This is a genomic window from Asticcacaulis sp. P2_B1, assembly GCF_056404915.1.
In genome coordinates, this window is the sequence record NZ_JBFUDD010000002.1 from 339,592 (window position 1) to 354,313 (window position 14,722).

Consider the following 14,722-nt stretch of genomic DNA (forward strand, 5'->3'; position numbering starts at 1 on the left):
CTTACCAGGCCTTCCAACCCTTAGATTTCAGCCAGGCCTTGATATCCTTTTCACCCCACCGTTCGCTGCCGGCGATGCGCTCGACAACCGTGCCGTCGGGCCGGAAGATGTACAGGGGATAACCGCCGTAATGCTGGCCCTGAGCGTCCGTCAGGTCGGTGTGTTGGGTCGCCAGCAAATAGCCGCGGTGGGGACCGTTGCGGAATAAAGCTACCAGTTCGCCATTGAAGGCAAATGTGTGTTGGCCGGTCCTGATGTCGAAGCGCTGGATAAGCCCGCCGTCGCCACCATAATAGGCACCGGCATAGACGTAGCGGCCACGTGGGGAAAAGACCGGCTGGCCAAGCGACGCCCAACCGTCATTGTCATTCTGCCCTTTGAATTGCGCCGGCAGAGCCTTGTAGACAACGGCCGTGCGACAATTGCCGATCCACAGGGCACCTGCGCGGCCATCGGGCGTGTCCTCACTTTTGTCATCGTGAATGAAGGCAGTGGTGTAACCGTCCGGCGAGAGGGTTGTCTGGCTGTAGCCTCCGTGACGAGTCAGAGACAAGCGTGTTCCGTCTGCCCTTTTGCAGACGACATTGCCATGATGAACCGCGACGCTCGACGCGGCCAGGACAAGGTTCGGCACGCACACTACGAGCAGGGTTATCAATGCGGTTAGCCGCTTCATAGTACCTTCTCCGACGCGAAAATCGTGAGATTTGGCGGGGCCGCCCCGCAAAGACCGTGATTTTCACCAGGCCTTGAAGTGCTTGGAGAGCTTAAGCCCTTGACGTTGATAGTTCGAACCCATCTGGCCGTAGAGCTTTTCCGGTTTGGCGGTCAGGGGCTCGTAAACCAGGCGCGCCACCGTCTGGCCGTCTTCCAGCAGGAACGGCGTCTCGTGGCAGCGGACTTCCAGCACGCCCTTCGAGCCGGAGCCCTGCGCTTCTTCGGTACCGAAGCCTGGATCGAAGAAGCCGGCATAGTGGACGCGGAACTCGCCGACGCTGGGGTCGATCGGCAGCATTTCCGCCGCTTCCAGAACCGGAATCTCGACATTGGTCTTGGACGCCAGGATATAGAATTCGCCCGGATCGAGCAGGAGTTGACCGCCGTTCTGATACAAAGGTTCCCAATATTTCTTCGGGTCGTGGCCGCCGATATGGTCGAGGTCGATAATGCCGGCGTGGCGCCGCGCCCGGAAACCGACCAGGTCGCCCGTCAAATCGACGCCGCAGTCGGCCGTATAGAGCTTGGGCGAGATGCCCCGCTTGAGACGCAGTTGATTGAGGCGCGTGCCGGTACGTGCCAGGACGCTGAAGGTCTGCGGGGCGATTTCGACATAGATCGGGCCCTGATAACCGTCGGCGACATCGTCGAACAGGTCGCCGTAGTCGGACAGCAGACGCACGAAGACATCGACGCGGCCAGTCGAGGATTTGGGATTGGCGCGGGCGGAAATGCCTTTGGGCAGTTTCAGGCTTTCCTGTAGTTCGGCGATATAGACGCAGCCGGATTCGAACACCGCGCCCTTGCTTAAGTCCATTTCATGCATCAGGACATCGGGCAGCCGGTCGCTGACCTTGCGGCCGCGCGGAAGATAGGAGGCCCTCACCCGCCACGCCCGCGCGCCCAGGCGCAGGTCGATACTGGCCGGCTGGATCTGGTCGCGGTCCAAGGGGTGGGCGCTTAAAACCGCGCCTTCGTCCACCAACGCCGCCAGGCTTTGCATGGGCAGAATGCCATTCGGCGCGGACTCGACTGCAAGCTTAAGCGACATCAGGACTGCAATTCTCTTTTCATGGTCGGGTTGACCATTTAAGAGAGCTTTCGAGTCTCAGCAAGTCTTTATGCCGCTCAAGCGCCGCGAGGCTTTCCTCGCATTCGCTCGGGCGGGCTTTGCCCTTGCCGGAGAGGACGCTCTCCGGAGGAAACACCATGCAGTATCAGCAGACTACCCACGACATCATTATCCGCGTCGAGGTCGACTATGTGCCGCACGACGAGCACAGCCATGGCCAGGACCAATATGTCTGGGCCTATCACATTACCATGGAAAACGGCGGTAACGATACGGTTCAGCTGAGGACGCGGCACTGGTCGATCATGGACGGCCGTGGGCAAGTGCATTTGGTCGAAGGCGAAGGCGTGGTCGGCGACAAGCCGATCCTGAAGCCGGGTCAGAGCTATACCTATACGTCGGGTTGTCCGCTGCCGACGCCGTCGGGCTCGATGAGCGGTTATTACATGTTCCGCCGCGATAACGGTCAGAACCTGAAGGTCATCATTCCGACCTTTTCGCTCGATTTGCCTGATAGCCGGCGTACGCTGAACTGAATTTATGGGGCGTGGGGTCTGCGACCCCACATCGAACCTTCCCTTCAAGAAAAAAGGCCCGTCCGCAGGACAGGCCTATTTTCTTGAAAAGAGAAGTCTTGGGGTCACAGACCCCAAAACCCCATAAAATTACAGGTAGCGACGCAGCGACCGCGACAGATCCGTCCCCGTATCGCGCTTCTTGGCCTTCTGCGACGGCTGGTAAGCCACCCGCGCGTGCTCAACGCAATAGGGCGTACCATCATCGGCGCGGCGGCCACAGAACGAGAAGCTGTCCGACGACGGATCGCCAATCGGCCACTTGCACATCTTGGCGCCAAGCGTCAGCACGGTCGCCGTGCCAGGCTCTTCGATATAGGGCACGATCGGCTGGCTGATCACCGGACGGGAAATCACCGGCTCGCGGCGCACCACAGCGCCACTATGCACGGGCGCCGGGCGCTCGCTATGCGACGGCGTCGACGCCGGTCTCGGCGGTCGCGCCGGCTTGTACAGCGGCCGGGTCGGTTGCGACGGCGCCGCGCGGCCCGACAGGCCCAAACGGTGGACCTTGCCGATCACGGCATTGCGCGTCACGCCGCCCAACTGTTTGGCGATCTGACTGGCGGAATGACCTTCCTGCCAAAGCTTCTTCAGGGTTTCTACCCGCTCGTCCGTCCAGCTCATGCTTTTACTCTCCCACACCTGTCTTGCTTGCAGTCCGCAAGTCAACAGACCACAATATATAGACTTGCCCACAGGGACCTGCTCCCCAGCCGTCAACAGATGGTAAACGAAATGTTAAAAACCGCAATATATGGTGTGAGGGGAATTTTAGACTGTCCACATATATCTATATGTTGTGTTCGGACAATCCACATATGTGGATAAATCTCACATCACCATGGCGGGAAGGCCTTCGGCCAAATTGGCATTTTTATGCCGTCCCGCGATTCCTGCGGGACTCATGCGAAAGGGCCGTCCGTACCCGGACAGCCCTTCCCTTGGTCCCTATATAGGAATCAAGGATTCCCGTTACAAGCGTAAGTTTTTTGGCGTATGGTTAAGCCAGGCTACTCATGTCGATGGTGAAGCGATATTTGACGTCGCTTTTCAACATCCGCTCATAGGCTGTATTGATATCCTTGATGTCGATGACCTCGACATCCGAGGTGATGCCGTGCTCGGCGCAGAAGTCGAGCATCTCCTGGGTCTCGGCGATACCGCCGATGGCCGAGCCCGCCAGCTGACGGCGGCCGATCAACAGCGAGAAGGCCGCGACCGCCATCGGCTTTTCCGGTGCCCCGACCAGGCACAGGGTGGCGTCACGCTTCAGCAGGTTAAGATAGGCATCGATGTCGTGCTCGGCCGAAACGCAATCGAGGATGAAATCGAACGACGCGGTGTGCGCATCCATCTCCTCCTTGTTTTTCGATACCACGACCTCATCGGCGCCGAGACGCTTGCCGTCTTCGATCTTCGACGGTGAGGTGGTGAACAGCACGACGTGCGCACCCAGGGCATGGGCGAACTTCACGCCCATATGGCCGAGGCCGCCCAGACCGACAATGCCGACCTTCTGGCCGGGCCCGACCTTCCAGTGGCGCAGCGGCGACCAGGTGGTGATGCCGGCGCACAGCAACGGCGCCACCGCGGCCGGATCCAGTTTCTCCGATACCTTCAGCACGAAACCTTCATAGACGGTGATGGCTTGCGAATAACCGCCCTGGGTGATCGGGCTGGTGGCCATGTTCGGGCTCTTCGGGTCGGGCCAATTATAGGTCTGGATGCAGCCGACCTCGCAATATTGCTCCAGGCCCTCCCTGCAGCTGGTGCATTTGCGGCAGGAATCGACCATGCAGCCGACGCCGACCAGGTCGCCGGCCTTGAACTTCGTCACGTCCTTGCCGACTTCCCGGACGCGGCCGAGGATTTCGTGACCGGGCACGAGCGGATAGGTCGAAAAACCCCATTCGTTGCGCGCCTGGTGCAGGTCAGAGTGACAGACGCCGCAATAAAGGATGTCGATAACAACGTCCTCACCGGTCGGGTCGCGGCGTTCGATGGTATGGCGCCCCAATGGGGACGTGGCGGACGGTGCCGCAAAGGCTTCACAGCGGAACATGCTGACTCCTGACGATGTGGGAAAATACCGCACTACAACTAAGGGCTCGGGCCGCCATTACAAGGCGCGCATATCTTTCATCCACAGGCGCGAAGGGTTCAGCTGAATAAAAACGCCGTCGTGTCGTCGATAATAGCCTGCAATTCCTGCCGCGTAGCGCCAGCACGGGCGCGCATACCGATATTGGCGGTCAGGCCGACGATCATCTGCGACAAGACCTTGGGGTCGGCATTGCTGCGCATACAGCCGAAAAGCTGGGCCTGGCTGAAGAACTGCTCGAAGCGCTGGTCGAAGCCGGCGATCGCCGTTTGAACCATGTCCATGATCGATTCATGGCGCGGCGCTTCATTAACCGCCGTGCTCATAAAGGCGCAGCCAAGGCACGAGTCGCTCTCACCGGTATAGGTGGCGATCATGACCTCGAAATAGCGGCGGATGATCCCAAGCAGCGAGTCATTTGGGCCATTGCAGGTCAGGACCTGATCCAGTTGATCATTGATGCCCTTGCGATAGAGCTGCATCGACTTGATATAGAGCGCTTCCTTGTCACCGAAGGCAGCCGCCAGGCTAGGCCGGCTGACACCCGTGGCCTCGGCCAAATCGTCAAGCGAGGTGGCCGCAAAGCCGCGCTCCCAGAAAACTTCCAGCACTTTTTCAAGGACGAGCTTGGGATCGAAGGCACGCGGCCGGCCGCGGCGGCGGATGGCGTCACACGCTGCGGCGCTCGACAAATCGATACCCGTGATCAGTTCATCGGAAACGACCGCATTGGTCGCCGAAAGCTTCATCTCATCCATCGGAACGCTTCACTCCTTGCGCGCTTGCTCCATGCGCGCCTGCTGACAGTTTTTGGGCCACAAGTCGTTATAGATCGCCGGACGTCATCTTCAGGTTAGTACCCTTTCGCGCGCAAAACCAGCACCTTAGGGTTGGCCAAAGACCTGACATGAAGTTGCGTGCGGCGACCGTCAAATCAAGCCTTAACATATTTATTTGCGAGTTCGCATAAAAATATGTTTACAAAATGACGTGACGCGCCTATTTGTTTGCGAGTTCGCAGTAAATTGGAAAAGCTACCCGTCATAAGGGGGCGTCCAATCCGAGTTTTCCCGTACCTCCTTTCTCCCCAAAGGATATCCCATGCCTACGCCCGTATCCCAAGCCAGTTCGCTGGCTGCGCCTCTGCGCGCCTTCTATCAGACTCACCGTATGAAATTGCTGGCCTCGGCCGCCGCCCTCTCCCTGTTCGCGGTCGCCGGCACCATCGCCCTGACTTCACACGCCGCCACGCAACCGCCCGCTGCCGCCGCTACACCGGTGACCGTCGCCGTCATCAACGAGCAAAACGTCGCCAGCTGGGAAGACTTCTCCGGCCACCTCGAAGCCGTTGACCGCGTCGAGATCCGCCCCCGCGTCGCCGGCGCCATCAAGGCCATTCACTTCCGCGAAGGCGCCCTGGTCCAGGCCGGACAGCTCCTGGTCACCATTGACCCGGCGCCGTTCGAAGCCGAAGCCGCTCGCGCCCGTGCCGATGTCTCCGCCGCCCAGGCGCGTTTGACCCTGGCCACCAGCGAACAGGCCCGCGCCCAACGCCTGTGGAACGACCACGCCATCGCCCAAAGCGATGTCGAAAGCCGCGTCAACGACCTGAAATCCGCCGAAGCCAATCTGGCCGCCGCCCAGGCCGCCCTGCAAAGCGCCAATCTCAACCTCGGCTACACCCAGGTCCGTGCCCCGGTCTCCGGCCGCGTCGGCCGCATCGAAGTCACCGCCGGCAACCTGGTCGCCGCGGGCCCGCAAGCCCAGGTCCTGACCACCCTGGTGTCGATCAGCCCGATCTATGCCAGTTTCGACGCCGACGAAACGGTCATCAACCGCACCATCGCCGATCTGAAGGCCACTGCCGGCGGCGAGTCGCTCGACCGCATCCCGGTCACGGTCGAAACCGGCACGCCGGGTGAAGCCCCGATCGAGGGTCATTTGCAGCTGATCGACAACCAGTTCGATGACGCCAGCGGCACACTGCGCGCCCGGGCCGTCTTCAACAATCCCGACGGCAAGCTGATCCCAGGCCAATTCGTCCGCGTCCATATGGGCGCCGCTTCGACCAAACCGGCCATCCTGGTTTCGGAACTGGCCGTCGGCACCGATCAGAACAAGCGCTTCGTCTATGTCGTCGGCACGGACCATAAGGTTGCCTATCGCGAAGTGACCCTGGGCGGCACCGCCAACGGCCTGCGCATCGTCACTACGGGCCTGAAGGACGGCGAACGCGTGATCGTCTCCGGCATCCAGCATGTCGGCCCGGGTTCGGTCGTCGCCGAAAAACTGGTCGCCATGGACAAGGCCACCGCCCCGGAAGCTTAAGACCGACTGTATCTCCCGCATGCTGAAACAAGGCCCTGTCGCTCGCGACAGGGCAGCGGGGCCGTTTGCCTCTAAATCAGCCCGCCGAAAGGGCCTGCCATGAACCTCTCCAAATTCTTTATCGACAGGCCGATCTTCGCCGGTGTCCTGTCCCTGCTGATCCTCGTTGCCGGCCTGCTGTCGCTGCGCGTCCTGCCGATTTCGGAATACCCCGAAGTCGTGCCGCCGCAGGTCGTCGTCCACGCCGTCTATCCGGGCGCCAGCCCCGCCGTTATCGCCGAAACCGTCGCCGCACCCATCGAAGAGTCGGTCAACGGCGTCGAAGACATGCTGTATATGAACAGCCAGGCGACCGCCGACGGCCAGATGACCCTCACCGTCACGTTCAAGCTGGGCACCAATGCCGACCTGGCCCAGCAGATGGTGCAGAACCGCGTGTCCCAGGCCGAAGCCCGCTTGCCGGCCGATGTCCGCGCGCTGGGCATCACCACGCAAAAAAGCCAGTCGTCCCTGCCCATGGTCGTGCACATCACCTCGCCCAACGGCCGTTATGACGTCAATTACCTGCGCAACTACGCTGTCCTGCACATCAAGGACCGCCTGCAATCGATCAAGGGTGTTGGACCGATCCAGATGTTCGGTGGCGGTGATTACGCCATGCGCGTCTGGTTGGATCCGCAGAAGGTCGCCGAACGGGGCATGTCGCCGTCCGACGTCGCCAACGCCATCCGCTCCGAAAACGTCCAGGCCGCCGCCGGCACCATCGGCGGCTCGCCCGCTATACCCGATCTGACCCTGCAAATGTCAGTCAATGCCCAGGGCCGCCTGTCGAGTGAAGAAGATTTCCGCAACATCATCGTCAAGACCGGCGCAGACGGCGCCGTGACGCGTTTGGGCGATATCGCCCGCGTCGAACTCGGCGCGTCCGACTATGCCCTGCGCAGCCTGCTGGATAACAAGAACGCCGTAGGCATCCCGATCTTCGAGACCGCCGGCGCCAATTCGCTGCAATTGTCGGCCGACGTCCACAAGACGATGGAAGAGCTGAAAAAGGCCATGCCGGAAGGCGTGAGCTACGAGATCGCCTACGACACCACCGAATATGTCCATGAATCGATCGATTCGGTCATCCACACCCTGCTCGAAGCCATCCTGCTGGTCGTCATCGTCGTCATCCTGTTCCTGCAGACCTGGCGCGCCTCGATCATCCCGCTGTTGTCGGTGCCCGTTTCGATCATCGGCACCTTCGCTGTCATGCATCTCTTCGGCTTCACCATCAACGCCCTAACCCTGTTCGGCCTGGTCCTCGCCATCGGTATCGTCGTCGATGACGCCATCGTCGTGGTCGAAAACGTCGAGCGCAACATCGAGTCCGGAAAGTCGCCGCGCCAGGCCACCTATCAGGCCATGCGCGAAGTCTCCGGCCCGATCATCGCCATCGCCCTGGTCCTGGTCGCGGTCTTCGTGCCGCTGGCTTTCATCACCGGACTGTCGGGTCAGTTTTACCGTCAGTTCTCCCTGACTATCGCCATCTCGACTGTCATTTCGGCCGTCAATTCGCTGACCCTGTCGCCTGCCCTGGCCGCCCTGCTGTTGAAGGACCACAATGCCCCGAAGGACGGCGTGACCCGCTTCATGGACCGTTTCCTGGGCGGTTTCTTCAACGGCTTCAACAATGTCTTCAAACGCAGCTCGGACGGCTATAGCCGCTCGATCGGCAAGATCGTCTCGCGCAAGGCCGTGATGCTGGGCGTCTATGCCGCCCTGGCCGGTGTCGCCTATCTGATGTTCCAGGTCGTCCCCGGCGGCTTCATCCCGCAGCAGGACAAGGCCTATCTCGTCGGCATGGTGCAACTGCCCGACGGCGCCACCCTCGACCGCACCGAAGCCGTCGCCCGCAAGGTGTCGGAGATCGCTGCCCAGACGCCGGGTGTCGCCCACGCCATCGCCTTCCCCGGCATGTCGATCAACGGCTTCACCATCTCGTCCAATTCGGCGGTCGTCTTCATGCCGCTGAAGCCCTTCGCCGAACGCAAGGGCGCGGCGCTGTCGGCCGGCGCCATCGCCGGYGCGCTCAACGCCAAGCTGGGGGGTATCCAGGAAGGCTATGCTGTCATGTTCCCGCCGCCGCCCATGCTGGGTCTCGGCACCACCGGCGGCTTCAAGCTGCAGCTGGAAGACCATGCCGGCCTGGGCTACGCCAAGATGGACGAGGCCACCAAGGCCTTTGTCGCCAAGGCGTCGCAAACCAAGGAACTGGCCGGCGTGTTCACCGGCTACAATATCAATACGCCGCAGCTGTTCGCCGATATCGACCGCACCCGCGCCCGCCAATTGGGCGTCTCGGTCAGCGATATCTTCTCGACCATGCAGATCTATCTCGGCTCGCAATATGTCAACGACTTCAACGAATTCGGCCGCACCTACAGCGTCCGCCTGCAAGCCGACGCCCCGTTCCGCGCCCACCCCGAAGATATCGGCAAGCTCCAGGTCCGTTCCGCCAATGGCGACATGGTCCCGCTGGCGGCTGTTCTGAGGGTCGATCCGGTCGCGGGTCCGGTAACCGCCAGCCGCTATAACGGCTTCCTGTCGTCGGATATCTCAGGCGGACCCGCGCCCGGCTATTCGTCGGGCCAGGCCCAGGCCGCGGTCGAAAAGATCGCCGCCGAGACCCTGCCCGCCGGCATTTCCTACGAATGGACGGAACTGACCTATCAGCAGATCCTGGCCGGCGACTCGTCCAGCCTGGTCTTCCCCCTGGTCATCCTGCTGGTCTTCCTGGTGCTGGCCGCCCAGTACGAAAGCGTCGTCCTGCCGATCTCGATCATCCTGATCGTCCCGATGGGGCTGCTGTCGGCCATGGTGGGCGTGTGGCTGTCGCACGGCGACAACAACATCTTCACCCAGATCGGCCTGTTCGTCCTGGTAGGGCTATCCGCCAAGAACGCCATCCTGATCGTCGAGTTCGCCCGCGAACTGGAGCTGACGGGCCTCAATCCACGAGAGGCCGCCATCCGCGCCAGCCGCCTCAGATTACGGCCGATCCTGATGACCTCGATCGCCTTCATCATGGGTGTCCTGCCGCTCGTCCTGTCGCAAGGCGCCGGCGCCGAAATGCGCCGCGCCATGGGGATCGCCGTCTTCTCCGGCATGATCGGGGCGACCGCCATCGGGCTGTTCATGACGCCTTTCTTCTACGTCCTGCTGCGCGCCTTGTCGGGCAACCGGCCGCTGAAATCGCATACCTCGACCCTGAGCGACGACAGCGACCCGGAAGCGCCTGAGGCCAAGCACGTTCAATATATCGATTAAGGAGGGCGTCATGTCCTATCTTCTGAAACCCCTCACCGCTCTTGGCTTTACGGCGATCCTGCTCAGCGGTTGTGCCCCCGCCGCCCTGCCGCCGGCCACCTTCCAGACCCCGGCCGCCTTTGCAGGGCCGACGGCCACCACCGCAACGGCGCCTGTCTCCCAGGGCGCTTGGTGGCTGGTCTTTTCCGACCCCACGCTTAACGATCTGATGGCGCGGGCAATGGAGAAGAACAACGACGTCAAGCTGGCGGCCGCCCATTTCGAGCAGGCGCGCGCCCTGCTGAAATCGTCCCATGCCGATCTGTGGCCGCAGGCGGGGGCTGGTTATGCCGCCTCGCGTTCGACCCAGTTCCAGCCGGCGGGCAAGGCCGCGACGACGCACGCGCTGGATCTCGACCTGTCCTATGAGGTCGATGTCGTGGGCCGGTTGTCGAACGCCGCCAAGGCCGCCCATCTCGATGCCGACGCCAGCAATGCCTTGCTGCGCGACACGCAATTGCTGATCCAGTCGCGGGTGGCGGAGACCTATTTCGCCCTGCGCGCCCTGGATGAGGACCGCGCCATCGTCCGCGAGACACTGGCCGCCTATCGCGGCAGCCTCGAGGTCACGACGCGGCGCTTCCAGGAAGGCGATGTCGCCGAGCTGGACGTGGCGCGCCTGCAAACCGAGGTGTCGTCGACCGAGGCCGAAGCCGAGGCTTTGGACCAGCAACGAGCGCAACTGGCCCATGCCCTGGCGGTCCTGTTGGGCGAACCGGCCAGCGGCTTCGACCTGACGACCCAGGCCTGGGCCGAGCAACCCTGGGCGGCCGCCGTGCCGGCTATCCCGGCGGGCATCCCCAGCGACCTGCTGCAACGCCGGCCGGACGTTATCGCCGCCCAGGCTTCGGTCGAGGCCGCGCAGCGCCGCGTCGGCATCGCCAAGGTGGCGTGGTTCCCCAGCCTCAGCCTGACCGCTTCGGGCGGTTATGCCTCGGGTGATCTCGGAGACCTGTTCACCGATACCGCCAAGACCTGGTCGCTGACGGCCCTGCTGTCGCAGGCGATCTTCGATGGTGGCCGCCGCAAGGCCGGCGTCGACTATGCCACCGGCGGCCTGGACGCGGCCTTTGCCACCTATCAACAGAACGTCCTGGTGGCCTTTGCCGATGTCGAGGACCAGTTGTCGGACCTGAGCTACCTGCAGCAACAGCAGGTTTCCGAGGACCAGGCGGTGGCCGCGGCCGGCAAGGCCATGGCCATGTCGCAGTCGCGCTACACCAATGGCAGCGCCTCGCAGCTTGAGGTGTTGGATGCCCAGCGGCAGCTGCTCAGCATACGGCGTCAGGCCTTGCGGGTCCGCGCAGCGCAGTATGAGTCAACGGTCGGTCTGATCCGGGCGCTCGGCGGGACCTGGTCGGCTTAAGGCCTACGGGCAACTGCAAAGTCCTTAACGGAGCGGCGCTTTAGCGGTGCCGCTCCGTTATTTTTTGCGTACCCGCCATGGCGAGGCCGTCCAAATAACCGGGACGGGACGATCCGGGTTTGTCAGTCGTCAAGGCCCTGATAAGCGCCATTGCCGACGCGGAATGCGGACGCCCCTGATCGAGCCATTGCCTTTACGGATGATGGCACTGCGCCGGCCGGGACCATAGGGACGACAATAAGTCGCTCACGGCTGCAGAAGGAAAAGTCTCTCCGAGCCTCAATTCCGCCCTATACTTTAATATCCTAAGTTGAATGACGGCGATATCCAAATCGCGACAAAAATAACCAAAAATTGCGCCATTATTCAAAAATAGAAAATCACCACATCTCTTCAGTTATCCATTACTGAAATAAAAAACCGATGTGGATTTATTTACCTTCCGCACCAGACACTTGACGACGATTAGAAAGAGCCGCTAGCTGCGGGGACCGCATGCGCGGTAGTGGGGCGACGGAACTCGGCACGAGGAAAGCATGGACCCGCATTAGGAACATCTATGATAGGCGGCGCCGCGGGGAAAATGGCTCTTTACCAAGCAACACTCGACAACACCAAAGATCTGCTCGATGAATGGATGAAGGAGCAAACCGCTGCCTTCAGCCGCCAGGGCGCCATCAAGGACGGGGACCTTCGCCAGCAGTGTGAAACCTTCCTGCGCCTGTTTTCCGCCGCGATCCGCGACGGCAACACCACCGATTTGCGCACCAACGAATGGGAGGCCGTCATGCGCTTCTTGTCGGAGGTGTCGGCCAGCCGCGGTGACCAGGGTTTTTCACCTTCGGAAACTGCGACCTTCATCTTCTCTTTCAAGAAGCCCCTGTTTACAGCGCTCGGCAGGGCCAATGACGGCAACGCCAAAGGCCTGGCTGACGCTGTCTGGGAAGCGACGGCCATCCTCGACAAGCTCGGCCTCTACACCATGGACGCCTATCTCAAGACGCGCGAAGGCATTATCGCCCGCCAGCAGGAAGACATGCTGGAACTGTCGACACCCGTCGTCAGCCTGGCCCAGGGTATTCTCGCCCTGCCGCTGATCGGCACTTTGGACAGCGCCCGTACCCAGGTGGTGATGGAATCGCTGCTGCAACGCATCGTCGATACCGGCTCGACCGTCGCCATTATCGACATCACCGGCGTGCCGATGGTCGATACCCTGGTCGCCCAGCATTTGCTGAAAACCATCACGGCTGCCCGTTTGATGGGCGCCGACTGCCTGATCAGCGGCATCCGCCCGCAGATCGCCCAGACCATCGTCCACCTCGGCGTCGAGCTCGGCAATGTCACGACCAAGGCGACCCTTGCGGCGGCCTTTGCCGTGGCGCTGGAACGCAAGGGCATGATGATTACCCGCATCAAGACCCCAGCCTAAGAGTCAGTCCATGGACCGCATCCCTATTCTGCGCATGGGCGATTTTCTGCTCGTCACCATCCAGGTCGACATGCACGACCGGCTGGCCATGACCTTGCAGGACGACCTGACCAACCGCATCGCCCAAACGGGCGCCATCGGCGTGCTGATCGACATCTCGGCGCTGGAAATCGTCGATTCCTTTATCGGCCGCATGATCGCCAATATCTCGGCCATGTCGCGTGTTCTCGACGCCCAGACCGTCATCGTCGGCATGCAGCCCGCCGTGGCGATCACCCTGGTCGAACTGGGCCTGACCCTGCCTGGCGTCAAGACGGCGCTGGATGTCGAGAAGGGTATGCATCTGCTTCGCGGGGTGACAGCGGCTCCGGAAAGCGATGACGATGACCACCCTGACTACTGAGACCATGCCCATCCGGGTCGAAAGCGACGTCGTGATGGTGCGGCAAAGAGCTCGGGCCGTCGCCAGTGCCGCCGGGCTAGGCCTTGTCGACGTCACCAAGTTGGTGACGGCGACCAGCGAGCTGGCGCGCAATGCCCTGATCTATGGCGGCGGCGGCACGGCGGTGATCGAGACCCTGCAGGACGGCTACCGCAAGGGCGTGCGCCTGACCTTCGAAGACCAGGGGCCGGGGATAGAAGATCTCGAAAAGGCCATGACCGACGGCTGGACGTCCGGCAACGGCATGGGCCTGGGACTAAGTGGAGCCAAGCGTTTGAGTAATGAGTTCGAATTGCATTCGGTACCGGGGCAGGGCACGCGCGTCATGATCGCGCGATGGAAATAGACCTGAACCGCCAGTCCCTGGCCATTGCCGTGCGTGAACACCATGATGTCGGCGACGCCCGGCGCCAGACCTTGCACGCCGGCCTCCGCATGGGTTTCAACGAAGTGGTCAATGGCCGCGTCGGTATTATCGCCACCGAACTGGCCGGCAACCTGGTTAAGCATGCGGGCGGGGGCACCGTCGTCTTGCGGGCTGTCGACGGCACGGGCCTGGAAATCATGTCGCTCGACGACGGCCCGGGCATGGACGTGCAGCGCTGCATGGAGGACGGCTATTCGACCGCGGGCAGTCCGGGCACCGGTCTCGGCGCTGTAAAACGCCTCGCCACCACCTTGGACACCTACTCTCTGGCCGGCAAGGGCTGCGTCCTGGTGGCCCGGGTCTGGCCGGCCAACGCGCCTGAGGCCACGTACGATATCGGCGCCATCTGCCTGCCGGTCGCGGGCGAGCGTTTGTGCGGCGACGCCTGGATGGTGCAGCCCTTCCGCGACGGATTGAATATCGTCATGTCCGACGGACTGGGCCACGGCCCGATCGCGGCGCAGGCCAGCGATGTCGCCCTTGGCGTCTTCGCGCAGCGGGCGGAGACCGGCCCAGGCCCGGTATTGGAAGCCATGCACGCCGCCATGCGTGCGACGCGCGGGGCAGCGGTGCTGACGGCCCGCCTCGATGCCGTCCGTCAAACCCTGACGTGCGCCGGCGCCGGCAATATCAGCGGCTATGTCATGAGTTCGCCCAAGGCCAAGGGCATCGTCTCGATGAACGGCATTGTCGGCCATCAGGTCCACAAGGTGAAGGAGTTCAGTTATGACTGCGCCGCCACCGACATGGTTATCCTGCATTCCGACGGATTGACCACCCACTGGAAGCTGGAAGACTTCCCCGGCCTCGCCACGCGACCGGTCAGCGTCATCGCCGGCATGATGTACAAGCATTTCAAACGTGGCAAGGACGACGCCACTGTTCTCGTCGTGCGGAGGCATTAGGCC

The 14,722-nt window shown here is 62.0% G+C and carries 13 protein-coding genes; 8 read left to right on the top strand and 5 right to left on the bottom strand.

The genetic code is table 11. The features are described from left to right. Position 1 precedes the first annotated feature (1 nt). The gene (locus AC1DX3_RS05990; protein ID WP_476988335.1) at positions 2-676 is read right to left on the bottom strand and encodes a hypothetical protein; all 675 of its coding nucleotides are present in this window, start codon (positions 674-676) and stop codon (positions 2-4) included. 63 nt (positions 677-739) lie between these two features. Then, a complete protein-coding gene (locus tag AC1DX3_RS05995) occupies positions 740-1,768 on the bottom strand; it encodes a 2'-deoxycytidine 5'-triphosphate deaminase (protein ID WP_476988336.1) in 1,029 nt (342 codons plus the stop codon). 158 nt (positions 1,769-1,926) lie between these two features. Here AC1DX3_RS05995 and apaG point away from each other — a divergent pair, with 158 nt between their 5' ends. Next, a complete protein-coding gene (gene apaG / locus AC1DX3_RS06000; RefSeq protein WP_476988337.1) occupies positions 1,927-2,325 on the top strand; it encodes a Co2+/Mg2+ efflux protein ApaG in 399 nt (132 codons plus the stop codon). A gap of 129 nt (positions 2,326-2,454) precedes the next feature. On the opposite strand, the gene gcrA is transcribed toward apaG, so the two are convergent. The 3 genes from gcrA to AC1DX3_RS06015 form a co-directional block, all read right to left on the bottom strand. Then, positions 2,455-2,991: a cell cycle sigma 70 cofactor GcrA gene (gene gcrA / locus AC1DX3_RS06005; RefSeq protein ID WP_476988338.1), complete on the bottom strand. Its 537-nt coding sequence runs from the start codon at positions 2,989-2,991 to the stop codon at positions 2,455-2,457. A gap of 376 nt (positions 2,992-3,367) precedes the next feature. Then, positions 3,368-4,429 carry an NAD(P)-dependent alcohol dehydrogenase gene (locus AC1DX3_RS06010; RefSeq protein WP_476988339.1) on the bottom strand — a complete coding sequence of 354 codons (1,062 nt, stop codon included), beginning with the start codon at positions 4,427-4,429 and terminating at the stop codon, positions 3,368-3,370. Between the two features lie 98 nt (positions 4,430-4,527). Beyond that, the gene (locus tag AC1DX3_RS06015) at positions 4,528-5,226 is read right to left on the bottom strand and encodes a TetR/AcrR family transcriptional regulator (RefSeq protein ID WP_476988340.1); all 699 of its coding nucleotides are present in this window, start codon (positions 5,224-5,226) and stop codon (positions 4,528-4,530) included. Positions 5,227-5,569: 343 nt separating this feature from the next. On the opposite strand from AC1DX3_RS06015, the gene AC1DX3_RS06020 reads away from it, so the two are divergent. The 7 genes from AC1DX3_RS06020 (at position 5,570) to AC1DX3_RS06050 (ending at position 14,719) form a co-directional block, all read left to right on the top strand. After that, a complete protein-coding gene (locus AC1DX3_RS06020) occupies positions 5,570-6,796 on the top strand; it encodes an efflux RND transporter periplasmic adaptor subunit (RefSeq protein ID WP_476988341.1) in 1,227 nt (408 codons plus the stop codon). Between the two features lie 99 nt (positions 6,797-6,895). Continuing rightward, positions 6,896-10,108 carry an efflux RND transporter permease subunit gene (locus tag AC1DX3_RS06025; RefSeq protein ID WP_476988342.1) on the top strand — a complete coding sequence of 1,071 codons (3,213 nt, stop codon included), beginning with the start codon at positions 6,896-6,898 and terminating at the stop codon, positions 10,106-10,108. A 10-nt stretch (positions 10,109-10,118) separates the two neighbouring features. Next, entirely contained in the window at positions 10,119-11,513 is a 1,395-nt protein-coding gene (locus tag AC1DX3_RS06030; protein ID WP_476988343.1) for an efflux transporter outer membrane subunit, read from the top strand. Positions 11,514-12,096: 583 nt separating this feature from the next. After that, entirely contained in the window at positions 12,097-12,945 is an 849-nt protein-coding gene (locus AC1DX3_RS06035; RefSeq protein WP_476988344.1) for an STAS domain-containing protein, read from the top strand. Between the two features lie 10 nt (positions 12,946-12,955). Continuing rightward, the gene (locus tag AC1DX3_RS06040) at positions 12,956-13,348 is read left to right on the top strand and encodes an STAS domain-containing protein (RefSeq protein WP_476988345.1); all 393 of its coding nucleotides are present in this window, start codon (positions 12,956-12,958) and stop codon (positions 13,346-13,348) included. Continuing rightward, the gene (locus AC1DX3_RS06045; RefSeq protein WP_476988346.1) at positions 13,329-13,733 is read left to right on the top strand and encodes an anti-sigma regulatory factor; all 405 of its coding nucleotides are present in this window, start codon (positions 13,329-13,331) and stop codon (positions 13,731-13,733) included. The genes AC1DX3_RS06040 and AC1DX3_RS06045 overlap by 20 nt, the downstream gene beginning before the upstream one ends. Then, positions 13,724-14,719: a SpoIIE family protein phosphatase gene (locus AC1DX3_RS06050; protein WP_476988347.1), complete on the top strand. Its 996-nt coding sequence runs from the start codon at positions 13,724-13,726 to the stop codon at positions 14,717-14,719. The genes AC1DX3_RS06045 and AC1DX3_RS06050 overlap by 10 nt, the downstream gene beginning before the upstream one ends. Positions 14,720-14,722 lie beyond the last annotated feature (3 nt).